The sequence below is a fragment of the Pseudomonas sp. JV245A genome (genome assembly GCF_032424515.1).
Taxonomy (GTDB): Bacteria; Pseudomonadota; Gammaproteobacteria; order Pseudomonadales; family Pseudomonadaceae; genus Aquipseudomonas; species Aquipseudomonas protegens.
Window position 1 is genome coordinate 1 of record NZ_VYKE01000082.1, and the last position, 25,891, is coordinate 25,891.

Annotated in this window: 23 protein-coding genes and 3 pseudogenes; 22 read left to right on the forward strand and 4 right to left on the reverse strand. The window is 52.9% G+C overall.

Annotated features, from left to right (window positions below; all coding sequences use genetic code 11):
• The 3 genes from F6S12_RS20340 to F6S12_RS20350 all read left to right on the forward strand — a co-directional run.
• Window positions 1-6,334: DUF637 domain-containing protein (locus F6S12_RS20340; protein WP_315869265.1), on the forward strand; the 6,334-nt coding region annotated here is incomplete at its 5' end.
• Window positions 6,331-6,696, forward strand: coding sequence for a hypothetical protein (locus F6S12_RS20345; protein WP_315869266.1), 366 nt, complete (start codon window positions 6,331-6,333; stop codon window positions 6,694-6,696). The genes F6S12_RS20340 and F6S12_RS20345, both read left to right, overlap by 4 nt.
• Entirely contained in the window at window positions 6,687-6,857 is a 171-nt protein-coding gene (locus F6S12_RS20350) for a hypothetical protein (protein ID WP_267269554.1), read from the forward strand. The genes F6S12_RS20345 and F6S12_RS20350 overlap by 10 nt, the downstream gene beginning before the upstream one ends.
• A gap of 303 nt (window positions 6,858-7,160) precedes the next feature.
• Here the strand turns inward: F6S12_RS20350 and F6S12_RS20355 are convergent, their stop codons facing one another.
• Entirely contained in the window at window positions 7,161-7,433 is a 273-nt protein-coding gene (locus F6S12_RS20355; protein WP_315869275.1) for a hypothetical protein, read from the reverse strand.
• A 329-nt stretch (window positions 7,434-7,762) separates the two neighbouring features.
• On the opposite strand from F6S12_RS20355, the pseudogene F6S12_RS20360 reads away from it, so the two are divergent.
• The 18 genes and pseudogenes from F6S12_RS20360 to F6S12_RS20440 form a co-directional block, all read left to right on the forward strand.
• Window positions 7,763-11,140, forward strand: a pseudogene (locus F6S12_RS20360) (DUF637 domain-containing protein); the annotation flags it as partial.
• A 20-nt stretch (window positions 11,141-11,160) separates the two neighbouring features.
• Entirely contained in the window at window positions 11,161-11,418 is a 258-nt protein-coding gene (locus F6S12_RS20365; protein WP_174395872.1) for a YrhB domain-containing protein, read from the forward strand.
• A gap of 430 nt (window positions 11,419-11,848) precedes the next feature.
• Window positions 11,849-12,133 (forward strand): hypothetical protein, encoded by a 285-nt coding sequence (locus F6S12_RS20370; protein WP_174395873.1) that lies wholly within the window; start codon window positions 11,849-11,851, stop codon window positions 12,131-12,133.
• A 73-nt stretch (window positions 12,134-12,206) separates the two neighbouring features.
• Window positions 12,207-12,497: a hypothetical protein gene (locus F6S12_RS20375; RefSeq protein ID WP_174395874.1), complete on the forward strand. Its 291-nt coding sequence runs from the start codon at window positions 12,207-12,209 to the stop codon at window positions 12,495-12,497.
• 304 nt (window positions 12,498-12,801) lie between these two features.
• Entirely contained in the window at window positions 12,802-13,101 is a 300-nt protein-coding gene (locus F6S12_RS20380) for a polymorphic toxin type 50 domain-containing protein (protein ID WP_258718540.1), read from the forward strand.
• Complete coding sequence (locus tag F6S12_RS20385) at window positions 13,098-13,415, forward strand: hypothetical protein (RefSeq protein ID WP_315869267.1); 318 nt, start codon at window positions 13,098-13,100, stop codon at window positions 13,413-13,415. Before F6S12_RS20380 ends, F6S12_RS20385 begins: the two co-directional genes overlap by 4 nt.
• A 100-nt stretch (window positions 13,416-13,515) precedes the next feature.
• Window positions 13,516-13,770 carry a hypothetical protein gene (locus F6S12_RS33885; RefSeq protein WP_158498257.1) on the forward strand — a complete coding sequence of 85 codons (255 nt, stop codon included), beginning with the start codon at window positions 13,516-13,518 and terminating at the stop codon, window positions 13,768-13,770.
• A gap of 1,597 nt (window positions 13,771-15,367) precedes the next feature.
• Entirely contained in the window at window positions 15,368-15,754 is a 387-nt protein-coding gene (locus tag F6S12_RS20390; protein WP_145711663.1) for a hypothetical protein, read from the forward strand.
• A gap of 269 nt (window positions 15,755-16,023) precedes the next feature.
• The gene (locus F6S12_RS20395) at window positions 16,024-16,329 is read left to right on the forward strand and encodes a hypothetical protein (RefSeq protein ID WP_315869268.1); all 306 of its coding nucleotides are present in this window, start codon (window positions 16,024-16,026) and stop codon (window positions 16,327-16,329) included.
• Between the two features lie 43 nt (window positions 16,330-16,372).
• Complete coding sequence (locus F6S12_RS20400; protein WP_315869269.1) at window positions 16,373-16,657, forward strand: hypothetical protein; 285 nt, start codon at window positions 16,373-16,375, stop codon at window positions 16,655-16,657.
• A gap of 300 nt (window positions 16,658-16,957) precedes the next feature.
• On the forward strand, window positions 16,958-17,539 hold the full coding sequence (locus F6S12_RS20405; protein WP_315869270.1) for a hypothetical protein: 582 nt from the start codon (window positions 16,958-16,960) through the stop codon (window positions 17,537-17,539).
• A gap of 3 nt (window positions 17,540-17,542) precedes the next feature.
• Window positions 17,543-17,794 (forward strand): hypothetical protein, encoded by a 252-nt coding sequence (locus tag F6S12_RS20410; RefSeq protein WP_315869271.1) that lies wholly within the window; start codon window positions 17,543-17,545, stop codon window positions 17,792-17,794.
• 43 nt (window positions 17,795-17,837) lie between these two features.
• Window positions 17,838-18,496 (forward strand): annotated as a pseudogene (locus tag F6S12_RS33890) (adhesin); the annotation flags it as partial.
• Window positions 18,497-19,281: 785 nt separating this feature from the next.
• The gene (locus tag F6S12_RS33895) at window positions 19,282-19,626 is read left to right on the forward strand and encodes a polymorphic toxin type 24 domain-containing protein (RefSeq protein ID WP_409999844.1); all 345 of its coding nucleotides are present in this window, start codon (window positions 19,282-19,284) and stop codon (window positions 19,624-19,626) included.
• Window positions 19,623-20,096 carry a hypothetical protein gene (locus F6S12_RS20425; RefSeq protein ID WP_246889993.1) on the forward strand — a complete coding sequence of 158 codons (474 nt, stop codon included), beginning with the start codon at window positions 19,623-19,625 and terminating at the stop codon, window positions 20,094-20,096. The genes F6S12_RS33895 and F6S12_RS20425 overlap by 4 nt, the downstream gene beginning before the upstream one ends.
• Window positions 20,097-20,346: 250 nt before the next feature.
• Window positions 20,347-20,754, forward strand: a pseudogene (locus F6S12_RS33900) (adhesin); the annotation flags it as partial.
• A 405-nt stretch (window positions 20,755-21,159) separates the two neighbouring features.
• Entirely contained in the window at window positions 21,160-21,435 is a 276-nt protein-coding gene (locus tag F6S12_RS20435; RefSeq protein ID WP_072451708.1) for a hypothetical protein, read from the forward strand.
• 790 nt (window positions 21,436-22,225) lie between these two features.
• A complete protein-coding gene (locus tag F6S12_RS20440) occupies window positions 22,226-22,807 on the forward strand; it encodes a hypothetical protein (protein ID WP_210457429.1) in 582 nt (193 codons plus the stop codon).
• A 65-nt stretch (window positions 22,808-22,872) separates the two neighbouring features.
• On the opposite strand, the gene F6S12_RS20445 is transcribed toward F6S12_RS20440, so the two are convergent.
• On the reverse strand, window positions 22,873-23,820 hold the full coding sequence (locus F6S12_RS20445) for a GyrI-like domain-containing protein (protein WP_053149673.1): 948 nt from the start codon (window positions 23,818-23,820) through the stop codon (window positions 22,873-22,875).
• Between the two features lie 117 nt (window positions 23,821-23,937).
• Window positions 23,938-24,681 (reverse strand): DUF899 domain-containing protein, encoded by a 744-nt coding sequence (locus F6S12_RS20450; protein ID WP_053149676.1) that lies wholly within the window; start codon window positions 24,679-24,681, stop codon window positions 23,938-23,940.
• 197 nt (window positions 24,682-24,878) lie between these two features.
• Between F6S12_RS20450 and F6S12_RS20455 the strand changes: the two genes are divergently transcribed.
• Window positions 24,879-25,271, forward strand: a complete 393-nt coding sequence (locus F6S12_RS20455; RefSeq protein ID WP_011059899.1) for a hypothetical protein — start codon at window positions 24,879-24,881, stop codon at window positions 25,269-25,271.
• Window positions 25,272-25,278: 7 nt separating this feature from the next.
• On the opposite strand, the gene F6S12_RS20460 is transcribed toward F6S12_RS20455, so the two are convergent.
• Window positions 25,279-25,891 (reverse strand): DUF6279 family lipoprotein (locus F6S12_RS20460; RefSeq protein ID WP_315869274.1); only part of this gene is annotated, 613 nt, incomplete at its 5' end.

Here is a 25,891-nt window from a genome sequence, read left to right on the forward strand (position 1 = left end):
CACCCTGACCCTGCGGGCCATGACCCTGGGCAACCAGGGCGGCACCGTCAACGCCGCCGGCGACCTGGAGTTCATCGGCAGCGACCTGGACAACAGCCACGGCACCTTCACCGGCAAGCAGGGCGTCACCCTCGAACTGCTGGGACACTTGCTCAACAACCAGGGCACCCTGTCCGCCGCGGGCCCTTTGCTGCTCAAGCGCAGCACTAAGGTTGAGAACCAGGGTGGCGAACTTTCCAGCCAGCAGTGGCTGCGGCTGTTCACCGAACACTTGGACAACCGGCAGAAGGGCCGGGTCGCGGCCAATGATTCAGTGTTGATCAGTGCCAGTGGCGAAGTGCAGAACAGCGATGGCGGCGAGATCCTCAGCCGCGAAGCCGACCTGCAACTCAATGCCGAGCGTCTGGACAGCGCCAAGGGCCTGCTACAGGCCAAGACCCGCCTGGGCCTTGAAGTTGCCTCCGCTGTCGGCAACCAGGGCGGGCAGATCATTGCCCAGCAGGGCGACCTGACGCTCAAGGCGGGCCACCTCGACAACCGCGCGGGCAAGGTCTCGGCCCTCAGCGGCGGCGCCACCCTGGAAACCGCCGCCGATGGCCGCCTCGACAACCGCGACGGCGCGCTCTTCGCCCAGCAGGCGCTGCATATCAGCGCCAAGGACCTGGACAACAGTGCTGGCCAGATCAGCGCCCGGCAGATCGAGCTGGAACTGGCTGGCGCCCTGGACAACCGCCAGGGCCTGATCGAAAGCCGCAGCACCCTGGCCACCGCCGCCGCCAGCCTGGACAACCAGCGCGGGCAACTGCGGGCCCTGGGCCTGGCGAGCAAGACCCGCTTCGATATCGGCGGCACTTTCGACAACCGCGACGGCTTCCTGGAAACCGCCAACAACGACCTGGCCTTCGACGCCGGCGGCTTCAACAACCGCGGCGGCAGCCTGCTGCACAGCGGCAGCGGGGTGTTCGGCATCTCCATGGCCAACCTCGAAGACGTCGGCGGCCGCCTGAAGACCGCCGGCCAACTGACCCTGGAGGCCGAGCGCTGGACCAACAGCAGTGCAATCCAGGCCGACCAGTTGCTGGTCAAGGTCGACCACCTGACCCAGACCGCCGACGGCCAGCTCCTGGCGGGCACCGGCCTGACCGGCAGCGGCAGCCACTGGAGCAACGACGGCCTGATCGGCAGTGACGCCACGCTCAACCTCGACCTGAACGGCAACTACAGCGGCAAGGGGCGCCTGAGCAGCATTGGTCAGCTGGACCTGCATGCCGCCCAACTGGACCTGGCGGACAGCGCCAGCATCGCCGGTGGCGCCAACGGCACCCTGACGATCGACGGTGCCCTGAACAGCGCCGGGCGCATCACCGCCAGCCAGAAGCTGCTGCTCAATGCCGCCAGCATCCACAACCTCGGCACCCTGGGCAGCGGCGAAGACCTGAGCCTCAACGCCGCCACCCTGGTCAACGACCATGGCCTGATCTCCAGCGGCGGCAATATGCAGTTGCTGACCAACAGTTTCACCAACCGCTATGCCCAGGTGTACAGCCTGGGCACCGCGCTGATCGCCAAGGACGACCAGCAAGCCAGGGCCGACCTGCTGGACAACCGCTCCGGGGATATTGAAAGCGTGGGCAAGCTGACCATCGCCGCCAGCACCCTCAACAACGTCATGGACGTGCTGCAGTACACCGAGCACGAAAAGAGTGCCGCCAGCATCACCCGCCTGTCCTGCACCCTGATTCCCGTCGCCGGCTGCGACGACCGGGGCGGTGGCCGCATCAACGGCCTGTGGGAAGTGGCCGAGACCGACCGCCTGCGGGTGACCAACAGCAGCGCCGCCGCCAGCCTCAACAGCGGCGCCGACCTGCAGATCGACACCCAGGTACTGACCAACACCAGCAGCCTGATCACCGCGGCCGGCGACCTCAACGTCAAGGCCGAGACCGTTCACAACCAAGGCCTGCAACCCCAGGAAATCACCACCCTGCGGCGCTACTGGAGCTTCGTCAACGAAACCGGCACCGCCGCAGCCCTAGCCGCCGCGTTCAACGCCCGCAACAACCCGACGCCTTCGAGCAGCTTCGCCTCCGACCTCAGCGCCTTTATCGGCTGGACCGGGGTGATGCTGTCCTCCAGCAGCAAGGTGGTGGACGGCGACCAATCCTTCGCCGCCACCATCCAGGCCGGTGGCAAGGTCAACCTCAAGGCTGACCAGACCCTCGACAACAGCGTGATCCGCTCCTTCTACGAGTACGTCGGCGCCGGCAAGACCCTGACCGACACCGGCGTTGGCAACGGCTACTCGACGCCGATCCGGATCAACCCGCAACTGCCCCCGGAACTGGCCCAGCAACAGGTCAACCCCCTGGAGCTGCCGGGCTTCACCCTGCCCACCGGCGGCAACGGCCTGTTCCGCCTCAGCGGCCAGGGCAGCACTTTGGCCCAGGCCCCGACGCCTGCGCAGATCGCCGGCCTGCCGGACGCCGCGAGCCTGTCCCGGCCGCACAAGTACCTGATCGAAACCAACCCGGCGCTGACCAACCTCAAGCAGTTCATGAGCTCGGACTACCTGCTGTCCAACCTCGGCTACAACCCGGACGAAAGCGCCAAACGCCTTGGGGACGGTTTCTACGAACAGAAACTCATCCAGCAAGCCATGGTGGCCCGCACCGGCCAGCGCTTTATCGACGGCCAGGACAGCAACGAAAAGCTTTTCAAGCACCTGATGGACAACGCCCTCCAGAGCAAGCAACAGCTTGACCTGTCGGTGGGCGTGACCCTGACTTCCGAACAAGTCGCCGCCCTGACCCACGACATCGTCTGGCTGGAAAGCCATGAAGTGAATGGCGAACAAGTGCTGGTGCCAGTGCTGTACCTGGCCCAGGCCAACAACCGCCTGGCGCCCAACGGCGCCCTGATCGCGGGCAAGGACGTGAGCCTGATTGCCGGCAAGGACTTGAACAACGTCGGCACCCTGCGCGCGGCTAATGATCTGTCGGCGGTGGCGGGGGCGAACCTGGTCAATAGTGGGTTGGCGGAGGCGGGCAACCGCCAGGATCTGCTCGCGGGCAACTACCTGGTCAACCGTGCTGGCGGCATCATCGCCGGGCGCGACGTCACCCTGACCACCACCCAGGGCGACGTGATCAACGACCGCACCCTGACCACCCACCAGAGCAGCAGCGAAGACTACGTCCGCGAGCAGCGCCGCGATTTCCTCGACAGCGCCGCCCGTATCGAAGCCGGCAACAGCCTGAGCATCGATGCCGAACGGGACTTCGATAGCAACGGCAGCGTCCTGCACAGCGGTGGCGACACCCGCATCAAGGCCGGTCGCAACGTCAGCCTCAACGCCGTCGAGCAAGTGGTCAGCAACGACCGCGGCATTGGCAACCTCGACCAGAGCAAAACCCAGCACGGCGCCACCCTGGAGAGCGGCGGCGACCTGAGCATTGAGGCCGGAGGCAACGTCACCGCCGTCGCCAGCCAGATCGACGCCAAGGGCGACGTCTCGATGACGGCCAAGGACCACCTGACCCTGGCCTCGGCCGCCAATGAACAACACTGGGTCAGCAAGACCGGCACCACCAAGAGCGAAGAGGATCGCGTCCACCAACAAGCCACCACGGTGACGGCGGGCGGGGATGTGATGCTCAAGTCTGGCCAGGACATGACCCTGATTTCCAGCAAGGTCAAAGCTGGGGATGAAGCCTATCTGGTGGCTGGTGGCGAACTGAACCTGCTTGCGGAGCAGGACAGTGAGCATTCGTTGTATGACATGAAGAAGAAGGGGGGCTGGGGCAGCAAGGAAACCAAGCGCGATGAAGTCACCCGGGTTACCCATGTTGGCAGTGAGATCAGCGCTGGTGGCAACCTGACGCTCAAGAGTGACGGTGACCAGAGGTATCAGGTCGCCAAGCTGGAGAGTGGCAAGGACCTGACCCTGGAGAGTGGTGGCGCTATCACCTTTGAAGGGGTGAAGGACCTGCACCAAGAGAGTCATGAGAAGAGCAGTAACAGCCTCGCCTGGACCAGTGCCAAGGGTAAGGGCAACACCGATGAGACTTTGCGTCAGAGTCAGTTGGTGGCTAAGGGCGAATTGATCATCAAAGCCACCGATGGTTTGAAGATCGACCTCAAGCAAATCGACCAAAAGTCCATCAGTCAGACCATCGACGCCATGGTGCAAGCCGATCCGCAACTGGCCTGGCTCAAGGAGGCCGAGAAGCGCGGCGATGTGGACTGGCGCAGGGTGAAAGAGGTCCATGACAGTTACAAATACAGCCATTCCGGGCTTGGCCAAGGGGCGATGCTGGCCATCATTATCATCGTGACCGTTTTGACCGCAGGCGCGGCGAGTGGCGCGGTGGGTACGGCATTTGCGGGTGCCGGTTCTGCAGGTAGTGGCACCGTTATGGCGGCTGGCGGGGTTTCCACCGTTGGGGCTTCTGCAGGCACCTTTGTTGCTGCCGGTTGGGGCAACGCCATGGTTACGGCCGGCCTGACTTCAATGGCCAGCACCGGGGCTGTAAGTGTCATCAACAACAAGGGCAATCTTGGCGCAGCGTTCAAGGAAACTTTCAGCAGTGACAGCTTGAAAGGCGCTGCAATATCGAGCCTGACCGCTGGATTCACCACGGGAGTTATAGATCCTCAGCTAGGGGGACAAACCAAACCCTTTAATGGCCTCACCAAAGGATTTGATCTCAGAACACTGGAGGGTATTGGTGGTTTCGCAGCACATGCGGGAGCTCAGGGGGCAGCAGCAGGGGCGATTAAAACCGCCATTGATGGAGGTAGTTTTACTCATAACCTGAATGCAAGCCTGGTTTCTCAAGCTGGAAACGTAGTCGCCGCTACTGCGTTTAACTTCGTTGGGGGGTATGCGCAAGAGCATTGGCAAGCTGCAAAGAAAGCTGGTGATACAACGGGGATGGCTATGTGGGCTGAGGGGGGCGCAGCCAGAGTCGCGATGCATGCCTTGTTTGGTGGCGCGGTGTCTAGTGCTACAGGAGGTGACTTCAAGACAGGAGCTATCGCCGCTGGCGCCAGTCAGGCCATGGCGCAAGTGTTGAATGACATCTTTGATCAGCAGCCTGCTTTGAGGCAGGGATTCTCACAAATTGTTGGATTGGCGGTAGCGGGTGCTGCTGGAGGTGATGTCAACAAGGCTTCATGGGTTGCGCAGATGGCCGATGAATACAATCGCCAACTGCACCAGAAAGAAACCCTTGCCCTTGAGGAACTACAGCGCGAAGACCCAGAGAATGCCTACCAGCTTCGGGCCGCTGCCTGTGCCTTGGTAAACTGCTTGTCTTCGGTTCCTCCTGATGATCCCTTGTATAACGCCGTTGCACAGCTTGAGGCGGATGGGCGTAACTTCAAGGATGCGCAAGCCAAGCTCATGGGCACCGGAGCTTTTGATGAGTATGGAGCATGGGACAAGGCGAATGATGAACTTCTAAGAAACGACAAAGAGCTTAGTCGCTCAGGTAATGCTAGCCGAGCAGTCTTGGGAGCGGTTGGTGCAGCTGCCGGATTCGGCGGTGCGATATTGACTACTCCGGCCTGCGTCACGGGTTTAGGTTGCGCACTGCCTACTTTCTCTGCATTGGGGGGTACGCTCTCGTTCCATGATGGATGGCAGGCGACGGGCCAGTTGTTTGCTCCGTACGAATACACTCAAGGCAGTAAAGTCCTCAATTCGTTTAGCTCAGAGAACTATCCTGGCGATGTCAGCCCGATGCGCGACTATGGGACTGCTGCGGCTAGGGCGGCGCTTGAGATTGTCCTCTTCAAGGGCGCGGCTAAGCTCGCGAATGGGACGGGAGCTTCTGTTTTACTTAAGGAGCAAGCTGGTGCCAACGCTGCAAAAGAGATAGGTGTCTCAACAGGTAAGGTGACTCCCGGACCAATTAATTTTATGGGTGACGCTGATCAGTTCTTCAAAAATGCTTCTAAGAGATCTGATATTGATGCTGACGGCTTTTTTGATGTGGTAGCTCATGGAAGTAAACAGAAAATAGAAATTGTTACACCTAATGGCACGGTTATGGCTGATCAAAGAGTAGTTTCAAAGCTTATCGAAAATAATCCTAATTATAATGGTCAACCAATTCGATTGTTGTCGTGTGATACGGGAGCTTGTGACGCTGGATTCGCTCAGAATTTGGCAAACAAAATGGGGGTGGCGGTGAAGGCACCGACTAATTTGGTTTGGGCTTATGGTGACGGTAAAATGGTAGTTGCTCCGAGGTCTTCGTTGAATCAGAATTTGCCTGATCTATCGAATCTAGGAACGTTTAAAATATTTACTCCTGGTAAGCCAGAATGAAGAGGTTCGATTCTATGTTATGTGAGCGATGTGGAGGGGGGCTGGAAATCTTCAATGAGAATAGCACTAAAGGGCTAAGATGCCCTGAGTGCGGCTGGTCTGTAGTGACGACAAATATTTCAGGTATTAAAATTGATGAAGCAAAATATGAGGTTTGGTGTGGTGGTGACTATAAGAATAAAGATCACATAAAAGCAGTATCTGAGGTGGTGGGCTGTAATTTTATAATGTCTAGGGAAATTCTAAAGAAAGATTCTTCTTTAGTATTTGTCGGGCAGGCTGTGGATGTATTGCGAGTTAAAAATATTCTTCTTTCTGCTGGGCTTTATTGTGTTGTTAGTCCTGAGTTTAAATGGGATTAATTAAGTATTGTTTGGGTTTCGTTTTTGGTTTGGAGTTGGTGCAGGTTTTTGGTGGTGAAGTAGGTTATTCAGTTTGTAAGGTGATGGGTGAGTATGTTTTTGATGAAATAGGCTGTGATATTGATATTGAGTGGGTGTTGAAAGCTTTTTCAACTCTCTGAATCTATCAGGATGCTTGTTGGATGGTATAGAGGAAATAATTAATAAGTGTGGGTTTGTGATTAATGAGGCGTATTGTTATTTTCCTGATAAGGCAGGCAAGTTTATCTACATCAAGTAAGAAGTGAAAGTTGGCGTGATGATGGCTCGCAACAGCTTGAAGGTGTTAAGTGATGTGGAGGGGCGTTATCTAGTCAAGGATGCAGGTCAGGGCACTATTGCCAAAGAAAGCAAGTAAGCCTTTGAACGATAGGTATCCGATCTACTGAGAGAGAAGGGGCGACTTTCAAGCCGCCCTTTTGGGCTTACTGGAGCACCTGTTCCTGCATTCGTCTCGTTGTTACATCCATCAAATCACACCCATCGCGCAGCAGAATGCTGCACACCAGCGACAGTTCCTGCAGTACAACTGTACCTTTGGGCGCTTCATTAGAAACCGAGAGGTTCTCAAGTAGTTGAGTCACGGCGCGAATGCGATACGCCGCTGCATCGTGGAGGACGTCAATGGGGGCCTGGGTATCGATCAACAGCGAGGGAATGTTGCAGTCATGGCCGGTAATCGGCATGTATCGATTCAGAGTCGTCATGGATCTTACTCCTATATCAATCAGAGCCATCACCTTCTGCCGCCAAGCAGAGTAAGGGTGACGGATTGCACAAGGTTGGCGGACCAGGGATATAGGACCTGGCACTCCCGAAGGAGTCCCTGCGCAACCCGCCATAACACGAGAATGCGGGCGCAAAAAAAGCGCCTGCAATCGTATTGGGGGCGCTGTCGCGCCTATATCTGTTTGGACCGCCAAGTCCAATCGCAGCATTTGCTACGAAGGCCGCAGGGTAACGTGGAGGACGAGTAGTAGCAACTCACGAAGAGGATAAAAAACCTCTGGAAACATCTTGCTGACAGCTCAAGCAGTTCATGAGCTCGGACTACCTGCTGTCCCACCTCGGCTACAACCCGGACGAAAGCGCCAAACGCCTGGGGGACGGTTTTTACGAACAGAAACTCATCCAGCAAGCCATGGTGGCCCGCACCGGTCAGCGCTTTATCGACGGCCAGGACAGCAACGAAAAGCTTTTCAAGCACCTGATGGACAACGCCCTCCAGAGCAAGCAACAGCTTGACCTGTCGGTGGGCGTGACCCTGACTTCCGAACAAGTCGCCGCCCTGACCCACGACATCGTCTGGCTGGAAAGCCATGAAGTGAATGGCGAACAAGTGCTGGTGCCAGTGCTGTACCTGGCCCAGGCCAACAACCGCCTGGCGCCCAACGGCGCCCTGATCGCGGGCAAGGACGTGAGCCTGATTGCCGGCAAGGACTTGAACAACGTCGGCACCCTGCGCGCGGCTAATGATCTGTCGGCGGTGGCGGGGGCGAACCTGGTCAATAGTGGGTTGGCGGAGGCGGGCAACCGCCAGGATCTGCTCGCGGGCAACTACCTGGTCAACCGTGCTGGCGGCATCATCGCCGGGCGCGACGTCACCCTGACCACCACCCAGGGCGACGTGATCAACGACCGCACCCTGACCACCCACCAGAGCAGCAGCGAAGACTACGTCCGCGAGCAGCGCCGCGATTTCCTCGACAGCGCCGCCCGTATCGAAGCCGGCAACAGCCTGAGCATCGATGCCGAACGGGACTTCGATAGCAACGGCAGCGTCCTGCACAGCGGTGGCGACACCCGCATCAAGGCCGGTCGCAACGTCAGCCTCAACACCGTCGAGCAAGTGGTCAGCAACGACCGCGGCATCGGCAACCTCGACCAGAGCAAAACCCAGCACGGCGCCACCCTGGAGAGCGGCGGTGACCTGAGCATTGAGGCCGGAGGCAACGTCACCGCCGTCGCCAGCCAGATCGACGCCAAGGGCGACGTCTCGATGACGGCCAAGGACCACCTGACCCTGGCCTCGGCCGCCAATGAACAACACTGGGCCAGCAAGACCGGTACCACCAAGAGCGAAGAGGATCGCGTCCACCAACAAGCCACCACGGTGACGGCGGGCGGGGATGTGATGCTCAAGGCCGGCCAGGACATGACCCTGATTTCCAGCAAGGTCAAGGCTGGGGATGAAGCCTATCTGGTGGCTGGTGGCGAACTAAACCTGCTGGCGGAGCAGGACAGTGAGCATTCGCTGTATGACATGAAGAAGAAGGGAGGCTTTGGCAACCTGCAGACCCAGCGTGACGAAGTCACCCGCACCACACATATCGGCAGCGAAATCAGTGCCGGTGGCAACCTGACGCTCAAGAGCGATGACGACCAGAAGTATCAGGTCGCCAAGTTGCAAAGCGGCAAGGACATCACCCTGGATAGCGGCGGCGCTATCACATTCGAAGCTGTCAAGGATCTACACCAAGAGAGCCACGAGAAGAGCAAGAGCAGCTTCGTCTGGAACTCGATGAGTGGCAAAGGCAACACCGATGAAACGTTGCTGCAAAGCCAACTGATCGCCCAGGGCGATATTGTGATCAAGGCCGTTGAGGGGCTGAAGATCGATATCAAGCAGGTCAACCAACAGAGCGTTAGTCAGGCCATCGACGCTATGGTGCAGGCCGACCCGCAACTGGCCTGGATCAAGGAGATGGAGGCGCGTGGTGACGTCGACTGGCGGCAGGTGAAAGAGCTGCACGACAGTTTCAAATACAGCCACTCTGGGCTGGGCGGTGGAGCAGCCATCATCATCGCTATTGTCGTCGCCTACTTCACCGCCGGTGCAGCGAGCGGACTCATTGGCAGTGCAGCTAGTGCTACGGCCGGTTCAGGTAGTGCCATGGCGGCCGGTACGGCGGCGACAGCAACTACGGCGGCCACTTCAGCTGGTTGGGCAAACGTGGCACTCACAGCCATAGCCTCTTCCGCTGCCGGATCAACGGCCGTCAGCACCATCAATAACAAAGGCAACCTTGGAGCGGTAGTCAAAGACATCACCTCGAAAGATGCACTGAAGGGTTATGTTGTGACCGGCGTAACGGCCGGCCTGACAGCTGGTCTTTATGACCAATGGACTGGCACCGAGACCGCAACAGGTACCTCTCCGGCTATTGACGGTCATGCCGGGCAACTGGCCAATAGCGGCACCGTCACCGGCGCCACGCTCAACACCTGGCAGGGCATTGGCCAGTTTGCCGCCAACCAAGCGCTACAAAATGGCACCTCAGTCCTGCTAGAGCGCGCGTTAGGCGGCGATGCCAAACTCAGCGACGCCCTGCGCACCAGCTTGGCTAACGCCTTCACCGCAGCAGGGTTCAATTGGGTTGGTGACCAGAGCGGGCCCGAAAAATGGGACCTCAAAGAGGGCCGCCTGCCCAAGATCGGTCTGCACGCTATCATGGGCGGCCTTGCAGCGGAGGCGGCGGGCGGCGACTTCAAGACAGGTGCCTTGGCTGCTGGAGTGAACGAGGCACTGGTTGGCTCGCTGTGGGATCAATACAGGCAGATGTCCTACGATGAGAGAAAAAAGCTACTTGTGATGAACTCGCAAGTGCTCGGTGTGCTGGCCGCCGCCGCGCAAGGCGGGGACGAGAAAGCCATGCAGACTGGCGCCTGGGTGGCGGGGAATGCTACGCAGTACAACTTCTTTGAACACCTGCCTCCAGGTTTGGCAGAGTATGGACAGGCAGTCACTACACTCACGGAGAGCATGCAGCAGCAAGGAGCAACTGCTGATGAAATAGCTCAGGCAAAGCTGGATCTTGCTCGAAGTCGAGGTTTCGAAGGTGTTCAACCTGCTACTGAATTCACCAAGGCTTGGGCTATGTTCATGGCCGGTGAGCTCACTGGCATGGGGCTGGCTGCGGCGTTAGGTAAGTTTTTGTCGGGAGGTGTACGAGGGGAAGTTGCAGCGGGGCAGGCTGCAAAAGGAACGGGTGGTGCGGTCGAAGAAACGGCTGGCTCGATTAAAAATGTCAATCCAGGCTTTCCTGAAGCTGGTCGAACTCATAACTGCGTGAACTGTTCAGTTGCGACTGATGCAACTCTGGCTGGAAATCCGGCTTCGGCGCTTCCGATAAAATCAACAGATGGAGTTTCAATTACAGTACTGGAAAAGCAGTTTGGTACAAGATTTGTATCGGTCTCATCTGCGGATAATGTTTCTCAGAAAATGATTGATATTGGCTCAGGTGCGCGAGGTATTGTGTATGGTTCGTATGGTCCTGGTCAGCCTGGTCATGTGTTCAATGTCGTAAACCAGAATGGTACTATCAGATTCTTAGATGGGCAGACAGGCAAGGTTGCTGATCTAAGTAAGTTCACATCGTTTAAGTTTTTGAGGACTAACTAGTGATAACTTTTGAAGAATCCATGGAGATGATCAGTAATCATTTGAGTAAGTCTCCAATGCCGCTGGTGATAACATACTCTGAAGGGTTTCCTGATGGGTGGCTATTTTGCTTCAACTCTAAACAGTATGTTGAGACAGGTGATTTTTCATTTCAACTGGTTGGGAATGGGCCGATTTTTGTTGATAAAGATACCGGCGAACTGCATTTTTTTGGCACGGCATTGCCGCCAAAGGAGTATGTGGAAGAGTACTCTTTGAGGAAGCGTGATAAGAAATAATATAGGTAATTGCGGCAAAAGCAGCACTTCCTAGTTCACCTCAGCCAGCGACACTAATTAGTGATCTTGGGCCAAATTACAGAGTTATCACGCCCCGTGGTCCAGGTGCAGCAGAAGGCCCATTGCCCCCTGGATATACACCAGTAACTCGCTGGGTTTCCCCTGATGAGGTTTCTTATTGGATGCAAAATGGAGGGACGGCTATTCCCAATGGCGTTGGAGCTGGTGGACGTGTTTACGTAACAACCCCAGGTGCGGCTCAGCCAGGCGGGACTGGTCCTATTCGTATAGACTTTGCTGTTCCAGAAAAGGCTATAAAGCAGGGCGGGAAGCCGGAGTGGGGGCAGATTTTTCAGCCAAATCAGAGTTAACCTATTTATAACGTTAAGATTAATGTACCTGATAGCATAAAAATTCCAGGGGTGACGCCATGAGTTTTATTAATGTTGTTGAATATGGGATCGTTATTCGTCGGCAAGAATTGATATCTAGATTTATAGATATTGATAGGTTGTCAGCACTGCTTGAATTTGATGCGCCGCTTGATATAAATGCCGATGTGGTTTCCTTTGGGCCCTGCTTTGGAGGAGAGGCGGCGGATGAGCTTACTCGGCGCTTAGAAGTACTGGGTTTGCAATACGTTGATGATTTTTTTGTGTTTTCTGGCGAATTTCCATTGTGGTGTAAATTTAAAGTAGGCATAAAATCTGATTAGCTGCAAAAGGTAAACTTAGAATAGATCCAAATGGAAGCTACTCTCAGTCAGAGATAAATTCTGCATATTGTATATGGCTGCTCAAGGTAAAAAAGTTGAGCTGCGTCGCCCTGTTGGTACGAGAACAGAAGGGAAAACTTCAGATCTTCTAGTCGATGGTGTTAGCTATGATGTATATACCCCTACAACGGGTAATGCGGACCGAATAATTTCTGCGATAGCAAAGAAAAGTACGCAAGCTGAGGGGATTGTTCTAGATTTATCTAGAAGCACCGTTACCAGAGAGCAGTTGGGAGATGTCCTGCGGAGAGTTAATGGTTCAGGGGCGAAAAAAATTAATGATATCGTTATCATAGGTAAGTGAAATGCCATCAATGCTCTGTAAATGTGGTAATAAGTTAAGTTTTGGTGAGATACCGAATCCAATTGAATGGCTTTTGATTTCAGATGAGAAATTTGACAAGTTCCAAGGGGGGGTGGATTTGGAGGCGATTTATCGAGAGATGAATAGTGCCCTAAAGTGTTCTCGTTGTGGAAGATTATGGGTGTTTTGGAACGGCTTTGATTCTGCCCCAGTGTCATATACTCAAGAATAGTTAGTTATTCTCAGTGAAGTCGCGGCAAAAGGAATACTTACACCTAAAGACTTTCCTGAGGTCTCAACAAAAATAAGTCAGAGGCAGAATCGTCATACTGCAGGGACGCAGCAGCTTGAGGAGCGGGGGAGCGTTGGTTTCGTGAACAGTGTTTCAGATGCTCAAAAAGTGCTTGACGCTTACCACTCCGGCCAAGTGAAAATCCCAGGAAAGAATGGTCAAGGTTTTCCAGTGGTTAAATTTGAGGGTGTTACTGGAACTAACGTGAATCTCGGCGTTGGTATAACTGATCAGCCGACTAACTTATTTGTTATCAAGGGAACAAAAAAGCCGAGCATTTTCCCCACCAATCCAAACTGGAGTCAGAAATGAGTGATCAGCCTGTGCTGGAAGATTGGAACTTTCAAGTGCTAATGCTTGTTCAGGCGTTGGTAGGGGCGGTCTCTGCCAACTTTAGAGTGGTCGCATTGCTGTGGTGTGGCGATGAGTGGGTATTGAGGTTCTATCTTGAAGAGAACCTTGAGGATGACGTCGAGGAGATTGAAGATATTGTTTGTCAATATACGGCATATCAAAATTCTAGCTTGAGATGCCGTTCTGAATTGATTGTGGGTAGCGAAAGACTTCCGGGGTTATCGGCGCTTGGGCGGGTCGTGTACCGTCGCAGAGAGGCCATTGGTAGTTAGTTGCTGCAAAAGGTAAACTTCGAATAGATCCAAATGGAAGTTTATCTCAGTCAGAGATAAATTCTGCATACTATATGGCTGCTCAAGGTAAAAAGTTGAGCTGCGTCGCCCTGTTGGTACGAGAGCAGAAGGGAAAACTTCAGATCTTCTAGTTAATGGTGTTAGCTATGATGTATATACCCCTGCAACGGGTAATGCGGACAGAATAATTTCTGCGATAGCAAAGAAAAATACGCAAGCTGAGGGGGTTGTTCTAGATTTATCTAGAAGCACCGTTACTAGAGAGCAGTTGGGAGATGTTCTGCGGAGAGTTAATGGTTCAGGGGCGAAAAAATTAATTACATCGCTATCATAGGTAAGTGAAATGCCATCAATGCTCTGTAAATGTGGTAATAAGTTAAGTTTTGGTGAGATGCCGAATCCAATTGAATGACTTTTGATTTCAGATGAGAACTTTGACAGGTTCCAAGGGCGGGTGGGTTTGGAGGCGATTTATCGAGAGATGAATAGTGCCCTCAAGTGTTCTCGTTGTGGAAGATTATGGGTGTTTTGGAACGGCTTTGATTCTGCCCCAGTGTCATATGCTCAAGAATAGTTAGTTGTTCTCAGTGAAGTTGCGGAAAAAGAACTAGCTAAAGGTTTAATAAGTAAGGGCTTTGAAATATACCTTCATAAAGAATTAGGTGGGAAGCCAAGTTTTTCGACGAAGGGACGAGAGTTTGACGGAGCATATGGAGCGAATAACTCTACTTGGTACGAAGCTAAATCAGGCCGATATTGGGAAGATCATGTCCAGGCAGCTTCTAAAGGATTTGAAAAGTTTAAGTCTGATATTGGTGCGCATGCTCGAATAGCTAAGGGTAGCGGCGCTTCTTTTGAAGTTCATTAAAATACAAAAACTCATCAACATGTTAAGTCATGGTTGACTCAAAAGATATACCGTTTAAAGAGTATCAATATGAGCAGTCAGGCATCTATAGATATAAGCTTACTTCGACCTTGTAGCCCAAGAGAAGTGATAGTAAAACCAATTGATTTTGGGGGGGTATTGACTCTGAAGGCGAGGTTTGTTTTTACTGCTATCTGATGTTGACTCCTATGAATGGCAGAAAGAGCATGTTAAAAAATTTAACTTGGAGGCGTTCCTAAACTCTCATTCGTTATCTGGGGGTAATCGGGATTGCTATGGTTTTTGATGGAAGATTTGGAGGGGAGGGTTAACTCATCGAGACTGGATCTCTTTATCTATTTCTATAAATAGAATTTGTCTTTTTGAGGCTGTGCCAGATTTTAATAAATATATTGGTAAGCTTTGATGGGTTATAGAAAGTTTTGGCGTATCTAGTTTTAGTTGTGAGTGCATCTTTTGAATGAACAGCACCGGATTTTAGTTGGTCCGGGGTTGTTATTTTATTCTACTGTAATCACCACGCACCCCTTCATTTGAGGGGGCGCTGAAGGTGGCGGAGTTATCACAACGCCTCATACGGGTGGTACTCAGCTGGATGGAGTGCAGAAGGATGGTGCCTATGTGATTCTGGAGTACAAGCTGAATCCGGGGGTGATGTATAGTGAGTCAGATAGTTCAAAGAATACCTCTAAACACTTGAGCTCTGCTTCTTTTGATGCTGCGAGTGGTATAGGAAAAATCTATTCTCATAAGGTTAGTTTGAGTAATGGTTAAATAATATTTAACGACTTTCTGTAGGTGCTTCAAAGAGGTATTTTGGTTATGGACCAAATGGTACTGTTGAGTTGGTCGGCCGTTGAAACAGATGCTCGACTATGCTCAATCTCAAGGGGCAGAGAGAATTACTTTAAACGGCCGCTATGCAACTGAGGAAGGAGCGATGTTGGGTACGGGTAGTGTGGATAATGTTAAGAAAAATTTTTCCTTCAGTTTCCCCCGCTACCCGAGAAGGGTTAAAAGGGTTCTTAAAAGGGCTTGAGAAGTGAAGATTCGTCGTACCCTTGAAAAAAGAATGAGGCAACTAGATGCATCTGGCCGAGGGCATTTTTATGAGGTTGCAGATGAAGGGCAGATACTTTGTTCTGTAAAGCTTGAGAATGGTGTTTTAGATATATGTATGGATGGATTTTTTATTTCGAAAAAAGATGATGTTCCCAAGATTCTTTTTGAGGCGGTTGTTGCTATAAAAAGTCATTTGAATGCAAGTTTTTTCTCTAGTGAAAGAGAGGACTTTGATTTTTATCTTCCTATAGATGTTGAGTGTGAGTCTTTTGGGTTTTCTCTTTTGGTGCCATTTTTGAGTTATTCCAACGTTCTGAATATTTTAACGGGTCTGAGGGATGATTGGCTTAAACAAGCCTCATCCTAAATTTACTCTTGGTTTCAGCAAGACTCGAATTGAGGAGGTAAAAGGGTATCCCCAAATTTCGCAGATTCAAGTTAATTCTGGTGGAGGTCGGCATGAAGGAGCTTATTAGAAAGTTTCTACTACAACGGAGGGAGCTATAAAGATAGTTGATCCTTCAACGTATAAGCCGAATCCTGGGGAAAAGGCAAAGCTTGTTTCTGGAGGTTGGTTTGATGTTGTCAAAATTAAAATGGATAATTCAAGATTTGACTATTCCAGCATCTGAGTAGGTGCGTTTATTTCCAACTTTTGTTAATGTTGCAGATGGGCTTGCATTAATTTGGGAGGATGTCTTAGAAGCTCTTGAGGTTTTTAGAGAGATGGTGTCAGCAGGCGCGCTATTGGCAATTCAAAATCTAGATGAGAATATTTTATCTATTAGTGGTGAGTCTAATTCGCAGATTTGGACTAAAAATTCTTTGTACGACTCTGTCCACTGGGAGGAAATAAGAGGGCTTGCTGCTGGGGTGGCTAAAAAAATGAACTGGCCTATTAGCTCGCCTGGATCTGCCGAGGGTATCTATATCGGATCATAAAAGTAAAGTTGCTCTCAAGGGTGTAACTAATTTTGAGGGTGGAATGAAAGTTATTAAACTGATGCCTGACTATCAGTGTTTTCCATTGTGGAGTTTGTCGCCAGACTCTATTGGGAATGTTGATCCCGAGGAGTTGCCGACTTCACAAGAGCTCAAAGCTGATCTAATGTCATGGGCACTTAAGTATGATGATACCTTAGATGAAGAATATCCTCCTGACTCTGGATTTTCTAGCGAGGAGGATGAGGCGGAGTTTAATAAAAAAGGAGAGCATCTGTTTGAGCGGCTAAAGGTAGAGTTGAAAGGTTATGTTGTGGTTTTGAATTGATTGAAGATGTGCGGGATAAATGCGCGAATTTTATGTGTGGTAGTGCGTTTTGGTTGTAGTGGTCATTCTATCGTCAAAGAGAATAATTAAGCTATTGATCGATATTTGATCGATTGCGATAAAGAAGGGCAACTTTCACGCCGCCTTTTTTGCTTACTGGAGCACTTGCTCCTGCATCCGCCTCGTCGTTACATTCATCAAATCACGTCCATCTCGCTGTAATGGTCAACTAATCCCGGACACACAGCCAACTCGGTTGTTGAGAGCGCTAAAAAAGCAGGTGGTGTTGCAAAGGAAGAGGTGCAGAGGCAGCTAAAAATTTTGATCGGCCTTTGGGAGTTTATAACCCTCACTGCGTTTCCAATTCACCTGCTTGATGATGAAAACCGAAAGCTGGTCAATCCGATTGTTGATACATCAGGAGGGAATCCTTCTAGTGAAGGATATGCTGGCGGTAGTCGCCCGGACAGTTTAACTACTACAGGTGGTCGTCCTATTGGCGGCGTAGGTGAGACCGACTATGTTCGACCTGTGGAGGAGCTTCCGTCTTCAGGAGTTGTTTATAACTTTCAAGGTGAAAAAATTACCCAGGGTGTGCATGCTAAAATCAGAAATAAAGAAGGACGCCCGGTTGGCTCTGTTGTAAATAATGTTCAGGTTGCGCGGCCTGCAGATATTTTGATTCAGGATGATGGTAGATGGGTAATCAAGGGGCTAAAAGATCGTGTTCATATTATTGAGCCTGATGGTGAGGTTGTAACGTCATTGAATAATCCTAAAGCTAATACAAGAGATAGGGTTCTACGGGGGCAGTGGCGGCCGGCCTCGCAAGATGAGCTTGATAAATTTGAGTCGATTTTTTCTAATTATGTGAGGTGGTAACGTATGGAACTTTTAAGCAAAGAGTGCATTGCAAGTGTCACGCTGTATGATCTTCGCGTCTCCGAGGGTGAATTAATGGTTTTTGCAGATAGCATAGCGATGGTAATGAAGAATTTTAGTGACTCTGATATTGAGAAAAGTACAGTCTGCGAGTCTAGGGAAGAGCTTTCTTACTATCTTGATGAACTTAAAGAGTTACTCAAAGGCATGGTTCGGCAAGAGTACTTGCCAGAAAAATTTAAGGGTGATTTGTAAGTTTGGGGGGAGCAATTGCAGCGAGACCAATTGCAATAGTGGTGGCGACGAAGTCATCGGGCGCGTAGGAGGCGACCAAATGTCGTTTCGGTCGCCGACACCGGCAAGGTCAAGGGCAAGGAATTCGACATCAGCGTCACCGCCACCTTTGGTCCTGCTCCGGGGCTCAGTGGCTCAGTCGGTTATGACCAGACCACCGGCAAGACCGACTGGGTTGAAGAGCAAACCCGCATCACTGGCAAGAATAAGGTCGATATCCGCACCGAAAACCACACCCAGATCGACGGTGCGCTGATCGCTGCTGACAACGGCAACCTCAAGCTGGACACCGGCACGCTGGGCTTCAGCGATATCGTCGGCAAGGACAAGGAACACGGCTATTACCTGAACGTGGGCGGCACCTACAGCTCCGGTAGTGGCACCTCACAAGACAGCAGCCAGGTGGGTAAAGGCAAGGAAAGTGAAACCGGCTGGAGCGTCAGCGGCTGGGATTACCAGAAGGACCGCGAGCAGATCGTGCGCGCCACCGTCGGGGCGGGCGAGATCGTGGTGCGCAAGGATGCCGAAACCGGAGCCGATTCAACCGCCGGGCTGAACCGGGATGTGGGCAAGGCATATGAGATCACCAAGGATGAGGAGTCGCGTACGGATTTGTATGCGAGTAGTTCTTCCCTTGGGGCGGTGGCGAGCCCGAAGAAGGCGTATGAGCAGTGGAAGAAGAGTGTTGAGTTGTATGGGGAAAAAAGCCAGGAGACGATGGTAAAGCTAACCCTCCTCTTGGCCAGCATGGGCGTTCTAATCGCGTCGCCAGACAATCTTCAGGGTACATCCGAAGAAATTAATAGAGTCCTGATAGAAACCGAAAACTATCTAAAAGCCTTTAGTAAGGATGAGAACAGACGTGCGGAGGCTATTGAGTTTCGACTCAAGCAGAAGTTCGGAGATCCAAAATCTGACGGGGAAAAGCTTCTCGTCGCTCGCATGCAGGAAATTGCCCGTCAGAGCCCTGAGAAGTCAGTTGAACTGACAGCGCTCATCGGCCGCCTCAGCGATTCTCCTGCAGGCGCAAATAACTACGCTCAGGGGCTCGCTAGTTCGGGGGTTATGCTTGCCCTGATTGGTGCACTGGCTTATCAAGCGTCCACACCTGAAAATCAAGAGCGGATGCGTAATGCCGCCAACTCTATGGTTAAAAGTGCTAGTCAGGGTGTTTCTGTAAAAGCGGAGGAGGTGCAGAGTCGGCTAAGGGTTTCAATGGCGCTCTGGGAATTGCTAACTGTTATGCCGTTCCCAATTCACCTGCTTGATGATGAAAACCGAAAGCTGGTCAATCCGATTGTTGATGCATCAGGACTGAATCCTACCAGTGGGGGCTACGCTGAAGGTGGCGGAGTTATCACAACGCCTCATACGGGTGGTACTCAGCTGGATGGAGTACAGAAGGATGGTGCTATGTAACTCCGGAGCACAAGCTGAATCCGGGGGTGATGTATACTATAAATGGTATTACTCCTCGTAATGCACGAAATTTAGTTGGAGGGCCTCTTGAGGGTGGGACTCAAGTTAGTCGAGATTTCATATTGGAAGGTGGTCCCGTGAATGGAGTGTTATATCGGGCTGATAATCAAGGGAGCATAACTAGCTACGCTACTTATGATTCGGTGGGTATGGTGTTGAAAAGAGTCGATGTTACAGGTAAGCCTCATTTGTCTGTTCCGACGCCACATGTAATAGAGTATGGTAGGAATACACTTCCTGATGGAACTGTTAGAGTGCAGTCACCATCCACGAAGTTAGCCCCAAGACCGATTAGACCAGACGAGGTTCCATGATGAGTGTTAATACAATTAAACCTTTTGTAGGCTTGAGTAGATATGAGTCATGGAAATCGCAGTGGGCGGAAAAAAGTACAGTTGATATATTTTCCTATGTGAGTGAAATTTGCAGTCCTGAAGATGTTATGTTGTTTTGTAGATTGTTGTTTCCCGATTTTGTTGTTAGGGATGATGCGGTGTTTCTAGAGAGTCGATACGACGCTGCGATATTCGATGTTTGGCTCGAGCAGTTGAATGGTGATGTCAATGCCGTTGAGAGGGTGATGAATCAAATTCATCTTTATGATGTTTTTTCTGGAACGGCAAGCGATGTTGGTGATGTAATATTTGAACAGTTGGCGGATATTTTTGCAGTTTCATGGCGTTTGGTTTTAAGAGATAAGTTTCCCGAGAAGAAGTTCTCTGTTGAAGTCTCAAATACCGAGCAGGATTACGGTCCAACGATAATTTTTTTTCAGATTTGTTAGTTGTGTTTTAGAGTGGGCGGTATGAGTTTTTGAGTTAAGTGGTTTTGTGTGTGAGTTATTAGGTTGTATGTGTCGTGGGTGGTGTATTGCAGAGTGATATTTAGGGGGGTTAAGAAGTTTTTTTGTATGTTGCTTGTCTGGAAGAAGAGTGGGTTGTTTCGTGTTAAATAGTTCTGCTCTTAGTGTCCGCGTAAAAGATGAGTGATTCAGTTCTAACTCTATATATGTCGCGAGAGAAACGAGTGGCTTTGGCACTCTGATCTTTGCCGACAACGGCAACCTCAAGCTAGACACCGGCACCCTGGGCTTCAGCGATATTGCCGGCCAGGACAAGGAACACGGCTATTACCTGAACGTGGGCGGCACCTACAGCTCCGGTAGTGGCACCACACAAGACAGCAGCCAAGTGGGTAAAGGCAAGGAAGGTGAAACCGGCTGGAGCGTCAGCGGCTGGGATTACCAGAAGAACCGCGAGCAGATCGTGCGCGCCACCGTCGGGGCGGGCGAGATCGTGGTGCGCAAGGATGCCGAGACCGGGGCCGATTCAACGGCCGGGCTGAACCGGGATGTGAGCAAGGCATATGAGATCACCAAGGATGAGGAGTCGCGTACGGATCTGTATGCGAGCAGTTCTTCCCTTGGAGCGGTGGCGAGCCCGAAGATTGATATTGCTAATATTCTTGCCGAAGAGCGAGGGGGGAGTGTTCTGTTGAGAGGTTCTAATACACCAAGTGGTGACGCGACTATTCGTTTGCCAGATGGCACAAGGCTTCGTGCAGAGTTTAAAACTTTTGAAACTCCAGATGCTCCGGTGTCAGAGCTGACGGATAATCGTATAAAGAGAATATTTGAGCGAAATATTAGTACCGGGAGTTCGCAGCTTAATGGTTTTCCAAGTGCGGTGGTGATTGACGCGCGTGCATTGAGTTTGTCATCTGAGCAGGTTGCTGGCTATATAGATAGAGCTTTAAATAACGTGGTGCCGAAGCGTCCTGAGTTGGAGCAGGTTTTTGCAATCACACAACATGGGGTTATTCAAATGCCGATTGTGAGAGGGAAGTAAATGGGTACGTATTATTATTTGTGCTGCAAAACTTGCCGAATTTCATTGAACTTAGGAAAAAAGCTGGCGAAGGAAGGGGAGCGATTAGTTGTTCAGGGGGTCTACTCTGATAAGGAAAGGGCTTGGCTCAATGATAAGCGTGCATGGGATATTATTCAGGCCTTTTTTCAGCAGCATGAAGGGCACGATTTACTATTCGTTAATGATGACGACTTTTCGCAGATCCAGTTGTATGACTATGTTGAAGGAGATGACTTTTTGGAGGGGGGAACTTGATTGGTGGTTTTTTTCTATAATAACAATTTTTGTTATGGTTGCTGCGTAAGGTTCTAAAGGGCGTTACATGTTGGATGCAATTGGAGATGTCCGTAGCCTAAATAGAGAGGAGAGATATGATGGCTGTTGGGTACTTTGAATTTGCTTTGGTTTTTGATTAAAGAATAGTAAATGTTTGTGGATAAATGGTGAGGCGATATTCCTGGATATAGTGGGGAAGGGGAGGTTTTAGGCGGATTTTCTAACTGTTTGTTAGGAAGGGTAGATATTGATTTGTTGTTGGTTGGGTTTTTTCGTTTGCTCTCGGAAGTTTAGTCGTGGGCTAGTGAGGTAAGAGTTTTTGGTTGTAAGGGTGGTGGGCGAGTAGAGATTTGGGAAGATGATATCTTTATATTGTTTGGGTTTTGAGAGATTATCTTTATTTCTGATAGAGGAAATTATATATCTTGCCGCTAACTTTGATTGTGACTTGGTGTTGTTTGGTAGTGGGGAGATTTTTGAGCCAAAACTGCCCTTGGTTGTGGAAAAGGTAAAGTAGCCTAACGCTTTTGTTTTTTTGTGAGGAGCTAGCTGGTTTTTTCGAGGCTCTAGTTTTGTGGGGTGAAAAATATAGTTGGAAATTATTGGGTTTGGTGTTGTTATATGGTCTTCAAAATTGGCGTATTTTGGCCTGAATTTACTCTTGTAGTGGTTGTTTTGTTGAGCTCTTTTTATAGCGGATTAATTAGGTCTGTACGCGTCGCTAAGTTTTTCTCAGTTGTTGTTGAAAACCTCTCAAGGAAGATCCGTCATGCGTCTGTTGTCTCTGCTCTTCACCCTCGCTTTGCTCGCCGGTTGCGCCTCCACCCCGGACTATTACATCTCGCCCAAACTGGTACGGATTCCCGCTACCGCCACTTACTGGATCGACACCTTCAACCTGCAGTTGGTCGGCGAGAGCGAGCGTTTTCTGCCCGAGGACAAGTTGCGTCAGCAACTGGGCATGGAGTTGATCCGGCAGTTGGGCAATGCCAATCGCTACGCCGCCACCAAGGACAGTGCCGACTACCTGCTTGATGTAGATGCGGTGTACAAGCGCCACCTCAGTGATTCCCAGGGCGGGCTGGTGTCGATGGTCGTCGATGACAATACGATCCTTGCCAGTGTCGACTTTGGCTACAAGGTGCAGGTCAAGCGCGACGGCGCCGAGGTGTTGCATTTCGCCCAGGAGCGCGATGGTTTGCAGCCTGCCGGGGCCATGGGCCAGTTGCGCAATATGAAGACCATGTTGGGGGCGATCACCAACAGCGGTAACTCGGATGTGGAGAACTTCTACATTCGTGCTCTGCCGAGGTTCATCGTTCGCGATATCACGGCCATTCCTTCTCGTTGAGTGAGTGTGTGGAGGGATTGTAGGAGCGAGCTCGCTCCTACAGGGGGATCAACGTGCTTTTTGGGTTATAGCTTTTTCACCGGAATGCAGATCTCACACTCCAGCTCCCCGGTCTTGACGTCGTAGAAGGCATCCGCCGGGTAGCGTTCGAAGGCCGGGCGCGGGTCGAATTGCAGGCCGCTCTTGGGCAGCCAGTCGCGGCATAGTTCGATCCAGGCGTCGGCGATAGCCGGGCCCAGGCCGCGGTAGTGGGCCACGGCGTAGAGGCCGCCGGGCAGGGTGGTGACGACCGCGGGGGCGCTGGCCTTGAAGTCTTCGGGCACTTCCACGCAGGCGTCGTAGCGGCATTTGTCGGCGGGGGTGAGGTCCGGGTCGTCGTGGCCGATGCCGTAGCGCACGCGGTTGAACAGCTGGTGTTCGAGCATCCACGGCGCGGCGGTTTCGCGCCAGAAAATGCCAATGCCCGGGCCGTAGGCGCCGATGTAGCGCAGGTAGGCCACGCGGGTGGCGGGTAGTTGCTGCAGGGTGACCTTCATCGCGGTTTCCTTCAGGTGAATGAAGGCGTCAGGATCGTCGAAGGCGGGGATGTGGGTCTGATCAGGATTGCGCAATTCACGCAGGCGGCGTTCGCGGATGTCGTCCAGGCGGCGGTGCCAGCGTTTGGGCTCGGTATCGCGCCAGGTGCTGGGGGAGACCGAGAAGTGCTGTTTGAAGGCCCGGGAAAATGCCTCGCCGGAGCCGAAGCCGACTTCCAGGGCAATTTCCAGCACTGAGGCCGAGGGGCGGCTGGCCATGAGGTAGGCGCCGCAGGCCAGGCGTCGGCGGCGCAGGTAGGCACCCAGGGGCTCGCCGACCCAGGCGCTGAACAGGCGGTGGAAGTGGTAGGGCGAGAAATGTGCGACCCGCGCCAGGTCCGCCAGCTCCAGGGGTTGGTCCAGGTGTTGGTCGATATGCTCCAGCACCCGGCTCATGCGCAGGGTGTATTCGTGGAGGCTGTGATAGGCGGCGCTCATGTCTACAGCTTAGTTGGCTGGGTGGGTCGTCACAGTCTGCCGCAGATTTGTGCCGTTTGTGAGTGCGATTCGCCGGCAAGCTGGCTCCTGCGGCAGGTTCTGCCGGCGAACAGGTTCTCAATCGTCACAACAGCAACTGCTGCTCTTGCCCTGGGGCGTTGCCTGGTAGCGATCGTGGTGCCGGACCCAGCCCATGATCTGCTCTTCGTTGCGCCCCTTGGGCGTCAGGTCGAGGAAGTTGTAGGCCCCCAGCAACAGGTCCAGCCCGCGGGCATAGGTGGAATAGGTGTGGAATATCTCACCTTGCGGGTTGCGGTAGAACACGCTGAGCCCGGGCAACTCCTGCTCATCGCCACTGGCCTGTTCGTAGTTGTAGCTGGCAGTGCCCTGGGCCAGTTGCTCGGCGCTGAGGCTGACGCCGAAGTCCTGGTTGAAGTCGTCGCCGGCGCTGGAGTACCAATCGAAATGCCAACCCATGCGCTGGCGAAAGGCCTGGAACTCGGCATAAGGGGCGTGGGAGATGGCCACCAGCGCTACATCGTGGTGGGCCAGGTGCTGGTTGGCGCCATCGAAGTGGTCGGCGACGAACGAGCAGCCCTTGCAGCCTTCCTCCCAACCTTCGGCAAACATGAAGTGGTAGACCAGCAGTTGGCTGTGGTCGCCAAACAGATCGGCCAGGCCCAGCGGGCCATCGGGGCCATGAAACTGATAGGGCTTGTCGATTTTTACCCAGGGCAGCGCCCGGCGTTCGGCGCTGAGCTGGTCGCGCTGGCGGGTAAAGGCCTTTTCGTGGATCAGGTGCTGTTTGCGGGCTTGCAGCCATTGTTCCCGGGAGACCACGGGATGCTCGGTAACGGACATGACATCTCTCCTCAAGGCAGTGGGGGCGATGGGTCTTACACACGCTAGTCGTTTGGCGCTGGAGTGGATCGACAAACCGCCCAGCGGTTTTCCGATCAGGGGGCGGCGGCCTGGGGTGGATTTCCTGAACGGCTGAATGGCCTGCCGGTCACAACGTGTGAAGGCATTTCATTCGCTTGTCTGGAGGTTGAATCAGGATGACGACTTATAACTGGGATCTGATCGAACGACTGCTGCACGAAGTGCAGAACGGCGCCGGCCACAGCTTCACTCCGCGGCCCTATGCCGAGCAGCATGCGGCGGCCAAGGCGGCGGAAGGCGAGCCCACCGGCAATCTGGATGACCTGAAAGTCACCGCCACCGAGTACGAAAAGTTACTGCTGGACCGGGGCTTTATCGAAAGTCGGCCGGAAGAGGAGGGGGGCAATGGCGAGAACTTCGTGCTCACGCCCCGCGGTTCCAGCCTGCTGTGCCTGATCGACAGCAGCATCCCGGGCAATGATCACCCGCGCCAGGTGCTGGATGAGCAGGCCGATGCGCTGGATCCGGCGACCTTCGATCAGGTGGCCTCCAAGGCCCAGATCGCCTAGGTTGCACCTAGCCCTGGCGGGCGTTCTGCAGGCATTTGAGCTCGGCGAAGTCCTTGCGCACTCCGTCGATTTTCTTCAGCAGGCGCTGACGCTGGGCCGGGGTGCTTTGTGCCATCAGGTCCACCAGCAGGCTGCGTGCGGCCTGTTCGGTGTGGGCGTACGCTTGGCGATAGTCCGGCGTCCATACGCTCTCGCGGTGTACCAGCAATTGCTCGATACGTTGTGGGAAATCGCTGTTTTGCCGTTGCTCCACGGCCGCGCTGAATTGCGCCTGCCAGTGGGCTCGGTTGGCGATCCACTGCTGGTTCTGCTCGCCCAGGCTGCTGGACCATTGTTCCACCCGTTGCTGCTGGCTCGGGCTTAGGGAGCCGAGCCAGGCGTTCAGGCGCTTGCTCATGCGTTGGCTGCGCTGCTCTATCTGTTGCGCCAACGGCGGCTTGAGGTATTGCTCCTGGTGTTCCTGCAGGTCCTTGGCGAAGGCGGAATTCATCTCTTTGACTTGCTGGTCGTTCAGACCCTGGAGCAGCTCCACGGCGGACGGGGTGATCTGCTGGGCGGTTTCGGCGATGGCTTGCTTGGCTTCCCGGGTGCGCTCTTGCAAGCCCTGGTCGCTGACCTGG

Bases quoted from the DNA above. Each gene is read 5' to 3' on its own strand.
- F6S12_RS20370 (WP_174395873.1), top strand. From the start codon at position 11,849: ATGAGTTTTATTAATGTTGTTGAATATGGGATCGTTATTCGTCGGCAA.
- F6S12_RS20375 (WP_174395874.1), top strand. From the start codon at position 12,207: ATGGCTGCTCAAGGTAAAAAAGTTGAGCTGCGTCGCCCTGTTGGTACG.
- F6S12_RS20365 (WP_174395872.1), top strand. From the start codon at position 11,161: ATGGAGATGATCAGTAATCATTTGAGTAAGTCTCCAATGCCGCTGGTG.
- F6S12_RS33895 (WP_409999844.1), top strand. From the start codon at position 19,282: ATGTATACTATAAATGGTATTACTCCTCGTAATGCACGAAATTTAGTT.
- F6S12_RS20435 (WP_072451708.1), top strand. From the start codon at position 21,160: ATGGGTACGTATTATTATTTGTGCTGCAAAACTTGCCGAATTTCATTG.
- F6S12_RS20425 (WP_246889993.1), top strand. From the start codon at position 19,623: ATGATGAGTGTTAATACAATTAAACCTTTTGTAGGCTTGAGTAGATAT.
- F6S12_RS20440 (WP_210457429.1), top strand. From the start codon at position 22,226: ATGCGTCTGTTGTCTCTGCTCTTCACCCTCGCTTTGCTCGCCGGTTGC.
- F6S12_RS20455 (WP_011059899.1), top strand. From the start codon at position 24,879: ATGACGACTTATAACTGGGATCTGATCGAACGACTGCTGCACGAAGTG.
- F6S12_RS20385 (WP_315869267.1), top strand. From the start codon at position 13,098: ATGAGTGATCAGCCTGTGCTGGAAGATTGGAACTTTCAAGTGCTAATG.
- F6S12_RS20350 (WP_267269554.1), top strand. From the start codon at position 6,687: ATGGGATTAATTAAGTATTGTTTGGGTTTCGTTTTTGGTTTGGAGTTG.
- F6S12_RS20345 (WP_315869266.1), top strand. From the start codon at position 6,331: ATGAAGAGGTTCGATTCTATGTTATGTGAGCGATGTGGAGGGGGGCTG.
- F6S12_RS20445 (WP_053149673.1), bottom strand. From the start codon at position 23,820: ATGAGCGCCGCCTATCACAGCCTCCACGAATACACCCTGCGCATGAGC.
- F6S12_RS20450 (WP_053149676.1), bottom strand. From the start codon at position 24,681: ATGTCCGTTACCGAGCATCCCGTGGTCTCCCGGGAACAATGGCTGCAA.
- F6S12_RS20400 (WP_315869269.1), top strand. From the start codon at position 16,373: ATGAAAGTTATTAAACTGATGCCTGACTATCAGTGTTTTCCATTGTGG.
- F6S12_RS20410 (WP_315869271.1), top strand. From the start codon at position 17,543: ATGGAACTTTTAAGCAAAGAGTGCATTGCAAGTGTCACGCTGTATGAT.